12 protein-coding genes are annotated in these 15,524 nt (G+C 66.8%); 8 read left to right on the top strand and 4 right to left on the bottom strand.

Annotated features, from left to right (window positions below; translation table 11 throughout):
- Nucleotides 1–33: 33 nt before the first annotated feature.
- Nucleotides 34–771, bottom strand: a complete 738-nt coding sequence (locus tag IPM20_10080; protein MBK9131963.1) for a response regulator transcription factor — start codon at nt 769–771, stop codon at nt 34–36.
- Nucleotides 768–1,832, bottom strand: a complete 1,065-nt coding sequence (locus tag IPM20_10085; GenBank protein ID MBK9131964.1) for a sensor histidine kinase — start codon at nt 1,830–1,832, stop codon at nt 768–770. Before IPM20_10085 ends, IPM20_10080 begins: the two co-directional genes overlap by 4 nt.
- Before the next feature lie 178 nt (nt 1,833–2,010).
- Here IPM20_10085 and argH point away from each other — a divergent pair, with 178 nt between their 5' ends.
- Both argH and IPM20_10095 read left to right on the top strand, forming a co-directional pair.
- Nucleotides 2,011–3,396 carry an argininosuccinate lyase gene (gene argH / locus IPM20_10090; protein ID MBK9131965.1) on the top strand — a complete coding sequence of 462 codons (1,386 nt, stop codon included), beginning with the start codon at nt 2,011–2,013 and terminating at the stop codon, nt 3,394–3,396.
- Nucleotides 3,397–3,508: 112 nt separating this feature from the next.
- Nucleotides 3,509–6,349, top strand: a complete 2,841-nt coding sequence (locus tag IPM20_10095) for a class I adenylate cyclase (protein ID MBK9131966.1) — start codon at nt 3,509–3,511, stop codon at nt 6,347–6,349.
- Nucleotides 6,350–6,364: 15 nt separating this feature from the next.
- On the opposite strand, the gene mnmG is transcribed toward IPM20_10095, so the two are convergent.
- A complete protein-coding gene (mnmG, locus tag IPM20_10100) occupies nt 6,365–8,260 on the bottom strand; it encodes a tRNA uridine-5-carboxymethylaminomethyl(34) synthesis enzyme MnmG (GenBank protein ID MBK9131967.1) in 1,896 nt (631 codons plus the stop codon).
- 171 nt (nt 8,261–8,431) lie between these two features.
- Here mnmG and IPM20_10105 point away from each other — a divergent pair, with 171 nt between their 5' ends.
- The 4 genes from IPM20_10105 to IPM20_10120 are packed head-to-tail and all read left to right on the top strand — an operon-like array spanning nt 8,432 to nt 12,864.
- Nucleotides 8,432–9,385, top strand: a complete 954-nt coding sequence (locus IPM20_10105; GenBank protein ID MBK9131968.1) for a MoxR family ATPase — start codon at nt 8,432–8,434, stop codon at nt 9,383–9,385.
- An 18-nt stretch (nt 9,386–9,403) separates the two neighbouring features.
- Complete coding sequence (locus IPM20_10110) at nt 9,404–10,372, top strand: DUF58 domain-containing protein (protein ID MBK9131969.1); 969 nt, start codon at nt 9,404–9,406, stop codon at nt 10,370–10,372.
- A complete protein-coding gene (locus tag IPM20_10115) occupies nt 10,369–12,351 on the top strand; it encodes a DUF3488 domain-containing transglutaminase family protein (GenBank protein MBK9131970.1) in 1,983 nt (660 codons plus the stop codon). Before IPM20_10110 ends, IPM20_10115 begins: the two co-directional genes overlap by 4 nt.
- 57 nt (nt 12,352–12,408) lie before the next feature.
- Nucleotides 12,409–12,864 (top strand): cyclic nucleotide-binding domain-containing protein, encoded by a 456-nt coding sequence (locus tag IPM20_10120; GenBank protein ID MBK9131971.1) that lies wholly within the window; start codon nt 12,409–12,411, stop codon nt 12,862–12,864.
- A gap of 196 nt (nt 12,865–13,060) precedes the next feature.
- On the opposite strand, the gene IPM20_10125 is transcribed toward IPM20_10120, so the two are convergent.
- Nucleotides 13,061–13,948 carry a LysR family transcriptional regulator gene (locus IPM20_10125; protein MBK9131972.1) on the bottom strand — a complete coding sequence of 296 codons (888 nt, stop codon included), beginning with the start codon at nt 13,946–13,948 and terminating at the stop codon, nt 13,061–13,063.
- A 126-nt stretch (nt 13,949–14,074) separates the two neighbouring features.
- Here IPM20_10125 and IPM20_10130 point away from each other — a divergent pair, with 126 nt between their 5' ends.
- Nucleotides 14,075–14,899, top strand: a complete 825-nt coding sequence (locus IPM20_10130; GenBank protein MBK9131973.1) for a hypothetical protein — start codon at nt 14,075–14,077, stop codon at nt 14,897–14,899.
- Between the two features lie 45 nt (nt 14,900–14,944).
- A complete protein-coding gene (locus IPM20_10135) occupies nt 14,945–15,511 on the top strand; it encodes a polyisoprenoid-binding protein (GenBank protein ID MBK9131974.1) in 567 nt (188 codons plus the stop codon).
- Nucleotides 15,512–15,524 lie beyond the last annotated feature (13 nt).

Below are 15,524 nucleotides of genomic sequence, written 5' to 3' on the forward strand. Positions count from 1 at the left end.
GGCAAATGCAAATTCCGCCGCGGCGCGGCGCGTTCAGCCGTAACGCCTGAGCAGTTCCTTCAGTTCGAAGAGATGCCGCCGGCTCACCTCGGGCCGTTCCTCGACTCCGCGCAGGGCGACGACATGAAGGCCTTCCGGGGTCTTCGTGAGGCCGGCCAGAAATGACTCCGCGATCAAGGTATTGCGGTGTATGCGCAGAAAGCGCCCGGCGAACTCCTCGGCCAGGTCCTTGAGCGGTTCCTCGATCAGGACCTCGCCGTGGAGATGGCGCACGGTCACGTACTTGTGGTCCGCGCGGAAATAGACGATTTCCTTGACCGGGATCAGCACCATCTGCCCGCGCGCGCGCGCGCAGATGTGCGTGCGCGCCGCCGCGCCGGGCACGGCCTCCCGCACCGCGCCGAGCTGGTCGCGGCCGAGGCGGCGCGCCTTCGTGAGCGCCTCTTCCAGCCGCTGGCGCCGGATCGGTTTCAACAGGTAATCGACGGCGTGCTTGTCGAAGGCCTCCAGCGCGTAGTCACCGTAGGCGGTGGTGAAGATGACCGCGGGCGGCTGCTCGTACGCGGCCAGATGTGCGGCGGCCTCCAGGCCGTCGATGCCGGGCATGCGGATGTCGAGCAGCACGACATCGGGCCGGAGACGGTCGGCGAGTTCGAGCGCCTCGCGTCCGTTGGCGGCCTCGCCGACGATCTCCTCATTCCCGATCTCGGCCAGCAGGGCGCGCAGGCGCGCGCGCGCCGGGGCCTCGTCGTCCGCCAGCAGCACCTTCATGCGCCCCTCCCCTGGTAGGGAAACCCCAGGCACGCCCGATAGCGTCCGTCGGCCGAACCGGCCTTGAGCCAGCCCTGACGGCCGAAATGGAGCTGCAGGCGTTCGCGGATATTGTCCAGCGCCATGCGGTTGCCGCCGCGCCGTGGCGGCGCATCCGCCAGCGGATTGGTGACGCACAGCGTGATCATGCCGCCGGCGCGCTGGCCCTCGATGCGGATCAGTCCGCCTTCGGGCAGGGGTTCGACGCCGTGATAGACCGCGTTCTCCACCAGCGGCTGGAACAGCAGGGCCGGGATGCTCGCATCCAGGGGCAGGCCGGCGGTCTCCTCCTCGATACGCAGACGTTCGCCCATGCGCAGCGACTCGATCCTGAGGTAGCGCCGGATCAGGTCCAGCTCGGCCCCCACGGTGCTCAGATTGCCGGCGTCGGCGAGACTGACGCGGAACAGTTCGGCGAGATCTTCCACCACCGCCTCCGCCAGCGCGGGATCGGTGCGGGTCAGGCTGGCGATGGTGTTCATGCTGTTGAACATGAAATGCGGACGAATCCGCGCCTGCAGGGCCTGAAAGCGCGCCCGCGCCTCGGCCTCGATGGTGCGCCGGGTCTGCCGCTGCACGTAGAAATACCGCAGCATCACCGCCCCGACGATGGCGGCGATCGCCACGCTGGTGTGCAGGAACTCCGCTTGCAGCCCCTCCGGCAGAAAGGATTCCAGCGCTGTGCCCCGCGCGATTGCCCGGACGAGTTCCACCGCGAATACCGTCAGCGCCAGAATGACCAGATAGGCCGCGGTCGCGGCGAGCGGGCTGTGCAGCCGGTTGAGCCGGGCACGGAGCAGGCACAGGATGCCGGCGCAGGATAGCGAGACCCATTGAATGAACAGGGACAGCAGGCCAAGCCGGCTCCAGCGTTCGGCCCCGGCGCCCGGCGCGGTGAGTGCCAGGATGAAGGCGAGCAGTTCGGCCGCGATAACGATAATGAAGACGATGCGGATGTTGCAGAAATCCGGCAGGAAGCCGTCGCGCTCGGTGCGCGGGATGGCAATGGCGCTTGCTTTCATGATCGTCGATTCCGGGATCGGCCCACCCGCCGGTCGAAACACCCGGGCAGGATCTCAGCTTGTTATCGGCGCTCCGGCGGGAAAACTCCAGCGTCGCCCGCCAGGCCGACGGCCCGGGCGGAGGCCCGGAAACTTGCTATACTGCCCGGAATTCCGCCCCATCCGTGACACGCACCCCATGGAAAAGACCAGCGACAAACTGTGGTCCGGCCGTTTCACCGAATCCACCGACGCCCTGGTGGAAAGCTTCGGCGCCTCGGTCGGCTTCGACCGCCGGCTCTATCGTCACGACATCGAGGGATCCCTCGCCCACGCCCGCATGCTGGCCCGTGCCGGTGTGCTGACCGCGGGCGAGCTCGCCGCCATCGAACGCGGCCTGGGCGACATCCGGACCGACATCGAACGCGGCGATTTCGCCTGGCTGATCGAGTTCGAAGACGTGCACATGAACATCGAGGCGCGGCTCACGGAACGCATCGGCGAGGCGGGCAAGAAGCTCCATACCGGGCGCTCGCGCAACGACCAGGTGGCCACCGACCTGCGCCTCTACCTGCGTGATGAGATCGACGCCATCGATGCCGAACTGAAGGCGCTGCAGCAGGTTCTGCTCGACCTTGCCGAAGCCGAGGCCGCGACGATCATGCCGGGCTTCACGCACCTTCAGGTGGCGCAGCCGGTCACGTTCGGACACCACCTGATGGCCTGGTTCGAGATGCTGCAACGCGACCGCGGACGGCTGGCGGACTGCCGGTGCCGCATCAACATCATGCCGCTCGGGGCGGCGGCGCTGGCCGGCACCAGCTATCCGATCGACCGCGCCTATACCGCGCAGTTGCTCGGGTTCACCGCCGCGGCGGCGAATTCGCTCGACGCGGTCAGCGACCGCGACTTCGCCATCGAGTTCACCGCCGCCGCGGCCCTGCTCATGGTGCACCTGTCGCGCTTTTCCGAGGAACTCGTCCTGTGGTCCTCGGCGCAGTTCGGTTTCATCGAGCTGTCCGACGGTTATTGCACCGGCTCCTCGATCATGCCGCAGAAGAAGAATCCGGACATGCCGGAGCTCGTGCGCGGCAAGAGCGGCCGCGCCATCGGCAACCTGATGGCCCTGCTCACCCTGATGAAAGGCCAGCCGCTGGCCTACAACAAGGACAACCAGGAGGACAAGGAACCGCTGTTCGACAGCATCGACACGGTCAGGTCCTGCCTGCGCGTCTTCACCGGCATGCTGCCCGGGATGCAGATCCGCCGCGAACGCATGGCGCAGTCCGCCCGCCTCGGCTATTCCACCGCGACCGACCTCGCCGACTACCTGGTCCGCAGGGGTATCGCCTTTCGCGACGCCCATGAGATCGTCGGCAAGACCGTGCGCCATGCGATCAACCAGGGCAAGGAACTCGCCGCGCTGACGCTCGAAGAACTGCGCGCCTTCTGTCCCGCCATCGGCGAGGACGTCTACGCGGTGCTTACCGTGGAAGGTTCCGTCGCGGCGCGCAATCATCCGGGCGGCACCGCCCCCACCCAGGTGCGTTCCGCCATCGCCCAGGCCCGTAAGCTGCTCGCCTGACCCCTCTCCCGGCCCCACCCCCGCGCCGGGATCCGGTTTTTTGAAGTTTGTCACAATCGGGCCGATAAGAGGGTCACCGGCTCAATTCGGCCGAACGCGCGAAGGAACGGCCTTGCTCGACACACAGACCATCAAAAAGCGTTTCCTGGCCCTCAATCGCGACCGCGTGACGCGTATCCGCGATACCCTGCGCACGCGCCAGCGCGACGTGCTCGAGGTACTGCCGCTGCTTTTTCATATCAATCATCCGGAGTTGCCCGGCTTCATCTCCGCCGCGACGCCAGTGGGTGTCTCCGACTACTCGCCGAGCCGGCGCGCGCTTGAGATCGTGCAAAAAATGGCGCGCGAAATGGATTACCGGCCGCGCGCCTTGCCCCGCTTCGATATCCTTTCGCTGTTCCTGATGGGAAGCAGCGGCACCATCGCCTATTCGACCAAGAGCGATTTCGACATCTGGCTGTGCCACAACCCCGACCTTTCCGCGGTGCAACTCGCGGAGCTGCAGGAAAAGGCCGCGGCCCTGGAGAAGTGGGCCGGCACATTCGATCTCGAGGTGCATTTCTTCCTGATGAACTGCGAGCATTTCCGCGCCGGCAAGGTGGTCGAGCTGTCGGACGAAAGCAGCGGCAGCGCGCAGTATCACCTGCTGCTCGACGAGTTCTACCGCACTGGCGTCCTGCTCGCCGGGCGCTATCCGGTGTGGTGGCTGGTCCCGGCGCAGGAGGAGGCGGACTATGACCGTTACGTGCGCCAGCTGCGCGCGCGCGGCGCCGTCGGCGACAATGAGACCGTCGACTTCGGCGGCCTCCCGCGCGCACCCGCCGAGGAATTCTTCGGCGCAGCGCTATGGCAGCTGTACAAGAGCATCGACTCACCCTACAAGGCGGCGCTCAAGCTGATGCTGACGGAGGTCTACGCGGCCGAATATCCACAGGTCGAGCTGCTGTCGCTGCGCTTCAAGCGCGCGCTGCACGAGGGGGAAACCGATCTCACGCGCCTGGACCCCTATATCATGCTGTACCGCCGGATCGAGGAATATCTCACCGCCCAGGGCGATCACGAACGCCTGGCAGTGATGCGGCGCTGCTTCTACTTCAAGGTCAACGAGCAACTCGGCCGGCAGGATGAACCGCGGGACAACTGGCGCTTCGAGGTCATGAAGGATGTCACCCGGGCCTGGGGCTGGGACCGCGGCTACCTGCAGACGCTCGACGCCCGCCAGCAGTGGAAAATCCATCAGGTGCTCGAGGAACGCCGCAGCCTGGTAAGCGCGCTGACCCAGAGCTACCACTCGCTGTCGAGCTTCGCCCGTGTGCAGAACATGCTGGCGCGAATCAACCAGCGCGACCTCAATATCCTCGGCCGCAAGCTTTACGCGGCGTTCGAGCGCAAGGCGGGCAAGGTCGACATCGTCAACCGCGGCATCTCCAGCGACATCTGGGAAAGCCATCTGTCGATTCACCAGATCGGCGGGCGGGAGAACGCCGGCTGGACACTCTACCCCGGCATCGTGCCGTCTGAGGAGGCCGGGCGCGCCAAGCCGCTCAGACGCAGCCGCGTCATCACCGAGATGCTGGCCTGGTGTTTCCTGAACCAGCTGGTGGATGAACGCACCACCTTCACCCTGTTCACACGCGACAGCGCACTGAGCGTGAACGAGATCAAGGCCCTGCTCCGCGGCCTCGATCAGCTGGTTCCCGGCTCGCAGCTCGGCACCAGCACGCTGGAGGATCTGTCGCAGTCACCGCGCCTGGCGGGACTCAGCCTGTTCGTCAATGTGGGGCTGAAACCCGCGACGCTGCGCGAGCGCGAGGGCAAGGAACTGACCAGCAACAAGACCGACGCGCTCAGCTTCGGAGGAGTATGCGAGAACCTGGTACTCTCCATCGACCAGGTCGCCCGCACCACCTGGCAGGAGGTGATGGTGTCCCAGTACGAGGGCGAACAGGGGCTGCTCGATTGCCTCGCCGCGTATCTGCAGTGGTCACCGCCCTCCGCCGGGACACCGCCGCCGGCGGTCACCGCCCACTGCTTCTCCTCCACCCAGAGCGCCGCCGTGGTGCGTCGTCTCGAGGAACTGTTCCGTGATGTCGCCGACTGCTATTGCCTGGATCCGCACGCCCCCGCCGCGCGCTACATCCTGCTGATCGGCACGCGCTATTACGCCCTGCAGCTGGACAATGACACGCTGCGCCACACCCGGCTCGACAACTACAACGATCTGCTCAAGTATCTCGCCGCGCCGGTGCACGCCTACAGCCCGGTCGTCATCGACCGTTACGCGCTCGGCCACGATATCCTGCCGGTACTCTATCGCAACAACAAGGCGGGCGTGGTGCAGTTCTATTACGTGGAGGAAGCCACGGCGATCTACGTATACTTCATCGACGAGCGCGGCGCGCTCTTCTGCCGCCGGATGCCGCGGATGGACATCCATCTGCTGGTGCTGCAGTACCGCCGTTTCCTCGCCGCGGTCGGCGCGCGCCTCAAGCGGCACAAGGCGCCGGAAGGCGCCCTGGACGCGCAGGCGGTTCCGGTGGAGATCTACCAGGCCTTCAAGAAATACCACGGCCGGAGCCAGCTGGTGCGGCATCGCGAACAGGGCGCGAGCGCGGATCAGCGCTACTTCAACGTGCAGGTGATCGCCGGCGTCTCGGACAGCAACCGCCCCGAGTTCACCATCTACATTGATGCGCGCGAATTCTCCTCGCTGGAATTTGGCGACGGACTGTTTCGCGAGGCCGCCCGCTACGTACTGGAACGGCGCAAGAGCGGCCAGCGCTACCCGATCTACATCACCGACATCGACCTGTCCCATCGCGTCGCCGGGGTCGCCGGCGCCGACCAGCTGCAGACCGTGCATTACCTGGAATACAAGAAAACGATCGAGGAAGGGCTGAACCGCGCGCTGGCGGCATTGCTCGAAGAGAACGCGACGGACCTGGCGGGCTGATCCGCCGCGCCAGACTCAGGCGGACTGGCGCGCGCCCGGACGGACGGCCAATCGCTTGAGGTGCAGCAGCAGCAGGGACACGGCCGCGGGCGTCACACCGGGGATGCGCGCCGCCTGACCGAGGGTCGCCGGACGCGCCGCGGCCAGCTTCTGACGCGCCTCGGTGGACAGGCCGCTCACAGAGGAATAATCCAGACTCTCCGGCAGCCGCGTCTCCTCGTGGCGGCGCTGCCGCTCGATCTCGTCCTGCTGCCGCTCGATGTAACCGGCGTAGCGGGCCTGGATCTCCACCTGCTCCGCCACCGCCGCGTCGTCCACGCCCGGACCGGCGCCGGGCAGCGACATCAGCGCGCGGTAACCGACCCCGGGCCGACGCAACAGCTCCAGCAGGGTGTACTCGCGCGCCAGCGGCGCGCCGAGCACGGGCACGGCGGCGTCCGCCACCGCGGCGGGCCGCAGCCAGGTCGCGCGCAGACGCTGCTGTTCACGCTCCACCGCCGCGCGCTTGGCCTCGAAGCGACGCAGGCGCTCGTCGTCCACCAGACCGAGCTCGCGTCCTCTGGGCGTGAGCCGCAGATCGGCGTTGTCCTCGCGCAGCAGCAGGCGGTATTCGGCTCGGCTGGTGAACATGCGGTAGGGTTCGGTGGTACCGCGCGTGATCAGATCGTCGATCAGCACGCCGATGTAGGCCTCGTCGCGCAGCGGGCTCCAGCCCTCCAGCCCCTGCGCGGCCCGCGCGGCATTGAGGCCGGCGATCAGTCCCTGCGCCGCCGCCTCCTCGTACCCGGTGGTGCCGTTGATCTGGCCCGCGAAAAACAGCCCGGAAATGACGCGGGTCTCCAGCGTCGGCTTCAGGTCGCGTGGATCGAAATAATCGTATTCGATGGCGTATCCTGGCCGTGTGATGTGGGCATGCTCGAAGCCACGGATGGAACGCACCAGCGCGTGCTGCACATCGTAGGGCAGGCTGGTCGAGATGCCATTGGGATAGATCTCGTGGACGTCCAGTCCCTCCGGCTCGACGAAGATCTGGTGCGAGGTCTTGTCGGCGAAGCGCACCACCTTGTCCTCGATCGATGGACAGTAGCGCGGCCCCACGCCCTCGATCACCCCGGTGAACAGCGGCGAGCGGTCGAGCCCGGCGCGGATGATGTCGTGCGTGCGCTCACTGGTGGCGGTGATGAAGCACGACACCTGGCGCGGATGGTCAGCGACCGAGCCAAGATAGGAAAATACCGGGCGCGGATCGTCGCCGGGCTGCTCGCGCATGACGCTGTAATCGAGCGTGCGGCCGTCGATACGCGGCGGTGTGCCGGTTTTCAGGCGGCCGACGCGCAGCGGCAGCTCACGCAGACGCTGCGCCAGCGCGATGGACGGCGGATCGCCGGCGCGGCCGCCCGCGTGCTGGGCCTGGCCGACGTGGATGCGGCCGCCGAGGAAGGTCCCCACGGTCAGCACCACCGCGCGCGCGCGGAAACGCAGACCGCCCTGCGTCACCACGCCGCGCACCGCGCCACCTTCCACCACCAGATCGTCGACGGCCTGCTGGAACAGGCGCAGGTTCGGCTGCGCCTCGAGCGCGCGGCGCACCGTGCGCCGATACAGCATGCGGTCGGCCTGGGCCCGGGTGGCGCGCACCGCCGGCCCCTTGCTGCCGTTGAGCGTGCGGAAATGGATGCCGGCCTGATCCGCGGCGCGCGCCATCAGGCCGCCAAGGGCATCGATTTCCTTCACCAGATGACCCTTGCCGATGCCGCCGATGGCGGGATTGCAGCTCATCTGGCCGAGGGTGTCGAAATTGTGCGTCAGCAGCAGGGTGCTGGCGCCCGCGCGCGCCGCGGCCAGTGCCGCTTCGGCGCCGGCATGCCCGCCGCCCACCACGATGACGTCGAAACTGTCGCTGAATTCCATCCCACCCCCCTTGCGCGACGGGTCCGTCGTACACGGGAAAAACGGAGCAAAATTTGAGGCTTGAGATAAAGTCGGGGCGCCCGCGTGCCGCTAACCATGTCACAAGAACGCCGGCGTCACGGACAGGGTGCCGGCATCATATCAAGATCACCAAGCGATAGACAGAGGACGATGCGACCACATGCCGCCGCCCCCGCGCCCGCCGGGGATTTCAGCCCGCTGTTGAACAAGGTCATCGCCGGCATCGGCCGCGTCATCCTGGGCAAGGATGAGGTCATCCGGCTGGCCGTGACCTGCCTGATCGCGCGCGGCCATCTGCTCATCGAGGACCTGCCCGGGGTCGGAAAGACCACGCTGGCGCACGTCCTGGCGCGCGCCTTCGGATTGAGGTTCCAGCGCGTCCAGTTCACCAGCGACATGCTGCCGGCCGACATCCTCGGGGTCTCGGTGTACGACAGTGACGCCGGCGCCTTCAAATTTCATCCGGGGCCGGTGTTCTCCCAGGTGGTCCTCGCCGATGAGGTCAACCGCGCCACCCCCAAGGCGCAGAGCGCGTTGCTCGAGGCGATGGAGGAACATCAGGTCACCATCGAAGGCGAGACCCACGCGCTGCCGCAGCCCTTCTTCGTCATCGCGACCCAGAATCCGACCTACCAGATCGGTACGTTCCCGCTGCCGGAATCCCAGCTCGACCGCTTCCTGATGCGCCTCCGCATGGGATATCCGGACCGCGCGGCCGAACGCGAGCTGCTGCTCGGCACCGACCGCCGGGAACTGCTGCAACAGCTTCCCGCCGCCATCAGCACCGATGAGCTCATCGCGATCCAGTCCGGCGTAACGCTGGTGCACACCTCCGCCGCGCTGATCGACTATCTGCAGGCCATTCTCGCCCACTCGCGCGAGTCGCCGTTGTGCCAGAACGGCCTGTCGCCGCGCGCCGGGCTCGCCCTGCTGCGCAGCGCCCAGGCCAGCGCATTGATGGACGGACGCGGCCATGCCCTCCCGGAAGACGTGCAGGGCGTTTTGCCCAGCGTGATCGGTCACCGACTGCAACCCGCGGAAGGCCAGTCCGCGCACGCCACCGCCGAACTGGTGTCGCAGCTCGCCACCGTGCCCATTCCCTGATCCGGGCGGACGGGCGCCATGCACCTGTCGCTGACCACGCTGCCGCACAAGCTGCACCGGCTGCTCGGCATCGAGCGCCGGCGCACCGGACGCGGCGGCGCCGTCGAACTCGGGCAACGGCGCATCTTCATCCTGCCGACGCGCTACGGACTGTTGTTCGGCCTGCTTACCTTCGTGATGCTGATCGGCGCGACCAACTACAACAACAGCACCGGATTCCTGCTCAGCTTCCTCCTCATCGGCACCGCGCTGGTCTCGATGCTGCACGCCTATCACAACATGCTGCGGCTGAGTATCCAGGCGGGTCGCGCCGGCGCGGTGTTCTGCGGCGAGGCCGCCCTGTTCAGCGTGGTGATCGACAACACGGGCGGACCCGCACGCATCGGCATCGGACTCAACCTCGCGGGACAGGCGCCCGTCTTCACCGACGTCCCCGCCGGGGGTCGTACCACCGTCGAACTGGCGCTGTCCACCGCGCGGCGTGGCTGGCTTCCGATCGGCAGCCTGACGGTGTTCACGCGCTACCCCCTCGGCCTGTTCCGCGCCTGGTCCCAGCTCCGTCTGGATGCGCACTGCCTGGTATATCCGGCGCCGGCGCCGGGTCTCGCGATTCCGGCGCGTCGCCCCGGCAACGGCACGCGCCGCGATCAACGCCCGGGCAGCGACGATTTCATGGGACTGCGCGCCTATCATCACGGCGACTCGCCACGGCACGTGGACTGGAAGGCGGCGGCGCGCGGACGGGAGATGGTGACCAAGATGTTCTGCGACCCGCTGGGCGAGGAGCTGTGGCTGGACTGGAACGATCATCCCGCGCCCGACACCGACACCCGCCTCGGTCTGCTCTGCCGCGGCATCCTGTGGGCGGAGGAATCCGGCTACAGCTACGGTCTCAGGCTGCCCGGCGCGATCATCAGGGCCGGCCATGGCGAGGAACACCGGCACCGCTGCCTGAAGGCGCTGGCGCTGTTCGAGGGCGCGCCATGAACCACCGGTTCTCGCCCGACGATCTGCCGCTCGACCGCCGCGCGGTCGATCTGCTGATGTTGTCCACCGGACTGACACTGCTGCCGCATCTGCCGTATCTTCCGCTCTTCATTCCCCTGTTCTGCGCCGTCTTCGCGCTGTGGCGCTGGATGTCCGCCCACTACGCCTGGGCCCTGCCCGGCGTGCTCGCGCGCACCCTGCTTACGCTGACCGCGCTGGGCGGCGTCGCGCTGGTGTTCGGAACCGTCCTCGGGCGCGACGCCGGCACCAGCCTGCTCACGCTCATGCTCGGCCTCAAGCTGCTCGAGACACGCTGCTACCGCGACGCGGTGGTGGTGCTGTTCCTGGATTATTTCCTGGGAATCGCAGCAGTACTGTATTCACAATCCATCCCCGTTCTGATCTATCTGGCGCTGGTGCTGGTGGTGATCACCGCGGCCCTGATCGAGCTGAACCAGCCGACACGCGGGCACGCGCCGTTGCGCGCGATACTGCGCCGCGCCGGCGTCCTGATGGCGCAGGCGATCCCGCTCGCCCTGCTGCTGTTCGTGTTGTTTCCGCGCCTTCCCGGACCACTGTGGGGCCTGCCGCAGGATGGCGGCGGTTCGGGCGGGCTCGACGATTCGATGTCCCCCGGCAGCATCACACACCTGAGTCGCTCGGACGCGGTGGCCTTCCGGGTGGCATTCAACGACGCGGCCCCGCCGCCGTCGCAGCAGCTCTACTGGCGCGGCCCCGTGCTGTGGTACACCGACGGCCGCAATTGGAAGGCCGATCGCGACAAGACCGTACCGCCCCCGATGACCGGCCTCGGTTTCACCCCGCTCGACGATGCCACGCTGGAATACAGCGTGACGCTGGAACCGCACAGTCGCAACTGGCTCTACGCGCTCGATCTGCCACTTACCGTGCCCGCCGGCGCGCACCGCACCCGCGACCTGTTCCTGGTCGCCGACAAGCCGGTGCGCCAGCTCACCCGCTACAGCATCACTTCATCCCCGCATTACCGTACCGCGACACTGAGCGCGGCGGAACGCGCCCGCGCGCTGCAGCTGCCGGCGGCCAATCCCGCGGCACAGGCGCTCGGCGCACAGTGGCGCGCACAGGGGGGCGACGACCAGGCGATCGTCGAACGGGCGCTGGAATACTTCGGCACGGAACCTTTTTATTACACGCTCGAACCGCCGCCGCTGTCCGGCAATGCCGTCGACGAATTCCTGTTCCAGACGCGGCGCGGCTTCTGTGAACACTATTCCTCCGCCTTCACCGTGCTGATGCGCGCGGCGGGCATTCCGGCCCGCGTCGTGACCGGCTATCAGGGCGGCGAACTCAATCCGCTCGACGACTACCTGATCGTACGCCAGCGCGATGCCCATGCCTGGAGCGAGGTCTGGCTGGAAGGACGCGGCTGGGCACGCGTGGATCCTACGGCAGCGGTCGCGCCGCAGCGCATCGAACACGGCATCGACAGCGTACTGCCGGCGCAGCAGAGCGGTCTGCTGCGCGACTTCGGGAGCGGCGCCCTCGGCGCGCTATGGCAACGCTCACGCCTGGTATTGGATACCCTCAACAACCGCTGGAACCAGTGGGTGCTCGCCTATGGGCCGGAGAATCAGGCCGCCGTGCTCGCACGCCTCGGCCTGCATTCCTGGGCCACGACGGCGCTGACGGTGCTGGCCGGCATTATTCTGGTGCTGGCCGTACTCGGCGGCGGACTGATGTACCGGCGCCGGCGCCGGATCGATCCCGCGCTGCGCCACTATCAACGCTTCTGCGCAAAACTGGCCCGACGCGGCCTGGTACGGGCGCCGGCGGAGGGACCGGCCGCGTTCGGCGCCCGCGCGGAACGGCAATTGCCCAAGTTGCGCGATACGATCACCTTCATCAACCACCTGTATATCGCAATACGCTATGAAAGCCACTATTCTGCGGACCAGATCAAACGGCTGCGCCGCGCGGTCGCGGCATTCCGCCCGTGATGCGGGCCATCGAAACGGGTACGTCTGCAAAGCCAGTCCCCAGCGCTCATCGACACTATGCACAAGCATGAACTGATCCCCAAACTCGAACGCATGGCGATGTTCGAGGACTTCAAGCGCGAGGAAACCACCTTGCTGGCCGGCTATCTGGTCGGCCAGCGCGTGGATCAGGGCGCCGTCATCTTCCGCGAGGGCGAGCGCACCGCGCACCTGTGCCTGCTGCTCGAGGGCCGGCTCGAAGTGCTCAAAGGCGGCCAGGGCGGCCAGTTGAAGAAGATCACCGACGTCACGCCGGGCAAGCTGATCGGCGAGATCTCCGTGATCGACGGCCAGCCCTACTCGGCCACCGTGGTCGCCTCGGCCCCGTCGGCGCTCGTTCTGCTGTCGCGCGAGAATCTGATACGCATCTGCGAGGAACGGCCCCGCATCGGTAACAGACTGCTGTTCAAGATCGCCATCATGCTGAGCCAGCGCCTGCGCCAGACCACCGGCAAGCTGATCGATCACCTCTGAAACACAGGAGTGAGGACTTAGGACTAAGTTAAACCCCCTAAACTCTTGCGATGCGGATGGGTATCAATGTAGCCCGGATGGAGGCGCGTGGTGCCGGAATCCGGGGAGACTGGATTCCCGGATTCCGCTGCGCTCCATCCGGGCGACGGTCTTCTGTTTTTCTCAGTCCTCGGTCCTAAGTCCTCAGTCCCTGTTTTCAATCGCGCACGGACAGGCGCTCGGCCAGGTAGTCGATAAACACGCGGGTGTTGAGCGGCGGCTTCCGCGTGGTGGCGTAGACCGCGTGAATGTCGACCTCCGGCTCATATTCCCCGAGCAGGTTGACCATGCCCGCGCGGCCGAAGACCTCCTCGATGAAACTCGGCAGCCGCGTGATGCCAAGCCCGTCGCGCGCCGCCTGATACAGGGGCACGCTGTTCTCCGCGCTGAAGTTGCCGCTCACCTCGACGGTCTCCTTGCCGGAGGGGCCCTGGAATTCCCAGCCGTTGGGTCCGCTGATCTGGTGCTGATACAGCAGGCAGTTGTGCCCCCTGAGGTCCTGCGGCTGACGCGGCGTCCCATGTGCCGCCAGATACCGTTCATGCGCATAAACACGCAGCCGGGTCGTACCGACCTTGCGCGCGCGCAGGGTGGAGCTCTTCAGGTTGCCGATGCGTATCACCAGGTCGTAACCGCCCTCGATCACATCCACGTACTGATCATTGAGGCTCAGCACCACATGGACATCGGGAAACTGGGCGAGGAAACCGGTGATGATGCGCGGCAGCACGATCTGGCCGAACATCACCGGGGCATTGAGCCGCAGCATCCCCTTCGGTCGCTGCCGGATCTCGCCTACCGCGGCTTCGGCCTCCTGCCGGATCACGTCGACCTGCTGGCAATACTGATAATAGGTCCGGCCGGCCTCGGTCAGCTCGAGCCGCCGCGTCGTGCGATTCAGCAGTTGCACGCCCAGATGGTCCTCCAGCCGGGTGATGCGCTTGCTCACCAGGGAGCGCGCCATCTGCTCGGCGGCGGCGACGGCCGTGAAGCTGCGCAGCTCCACCAGCCGGGCGAACAGGCGCATATCGTCGATCGGTTCCATAGGATTTGTCCACGATTGGAAACAATGTTGTAATACCAGACCCGATTATAAACTTATCGTGCTCCCCTATCATTTCACGGTGAGAACGCTTATCACTATTCCAAGGTCCGGAGCGGGAGTTTCGTCGTGAGTCCATGGCTGGACAATGTGTTCGTGCAATCGGCGGTTATCCCGTTCGTGGTCGCCCTGGTCGCCGCCCTGGTCCTGCGGCGCGCCGGCGCGCCGTGGGCCGGCCTGGGTTTCCCGCTCGCCTTCGGTGCCGCCGCCTACCTCATCGCCGGATTCCAGTTTCTGCCGCTGACCAGCACGCGCAAGATCCTGCTGGCGGGCGCGGGGGCGGTCATCGTCGCCCTGATCCTCGACACCCTGGTGCGTGACCGCCGCATACGTCAGTGGCTGCCCGCCGCGGCGGCGGCGGCGATCGCCCTGTGGGTCATCTGGCCGGTGGTGACCCGCACCGAGGGCGCCGCGCTCGCCGGGGTGGTCGTCCCGGCCCTCGCCTATACCGCCTGGCTCATATGGGGCACCGATACCCTGGAGTCCCGGCCGGTCAGATCGGTCATCGCCGTCCTGATGCTCGCCACCGGGACCGGGATCAGCGCCCTGCTGGGGGCCACCGCGCTGATGGGCCAGCTGGGCGGCGCGGTCGCCGCCGCCGTCGGCGCCTACCTGCTGGTATTCCTGTGGCGCGGGGAATTCTCCCCGGGTCGCACATTGATCCTGCCGGCCACGCTGCTGTGCGCCCTGCTTGGCGTGGCCGCCCTGCATTTCGCGCGCCTGCCCTGGTACAGCCTGGCACCGCTCACGCTAATCCCGCTGCTGGCGCGGCTGCCCGTGCCGGCGGGGCGTAACCGCTTCATTCCGATCGTGTTGACCGCCCTCTACACGCTGCCCGCCGCCGCCGCCGCCATCCTGATCACCCTGGCCGTCGCCGGCGCGCCCCCGATCTGAAATCCAGCATCATCAACCCACGCAAACCCAGAAAGGAGTCAAACCATGCGTAAAACCCTGCTCATGATCGCCGTGTCCGCCCTGCCCGCGGTCGGCTTCGCGGCCCCCGGCACCTACACGGTGGATCCCGCCCACACCTTCCCGCACTTCACGATCAACCACCTGGGCTTCTCCACCATGCACGGCCGCTTCAACGCCACCGAGGGCAAGATCACGGTGGATCTGGCCGGCAAGACGGGTGCGGTCGACATCAAGATCGACGCCAATTCGGTCGACACCGGTTTTCAGAAGCGTGACGATCACCTGCGTTCACCCGATTTCCTGAACGCGGCGGAATTCCCCGTCATCACCTACAAATCGAGCAAGGTGGTCATCAGCGACAATTCCAGCGCCACGGTGGACGGTACCCTGACCATCATGGGCGTCAGCAAGCCGGTGACGCTCGCCGTCGATCACATTCAGTGCGGGGCCAATCCGATGAACAAGAAGGAGATGTGCGGCTTCAACGCGACGGCGACGATCAAGCGTTCCGATTTCGGCGTGAACTACGCGCTGCCGGCCGTCGGCGACGAGATGCAGATCACGCTCGAAGTCGAGGCCGTGAAGGACTGATACTCCACCCGGT

Source organism: Gammaproteobacteria bacterium (genome assembly GCA_016716465.1).
Taxonomy (GTDB): Bacteria; Pseudomonadota; Gammaproteobacteria; order SZUA-140; family SZUA-140; genus JADJWH01.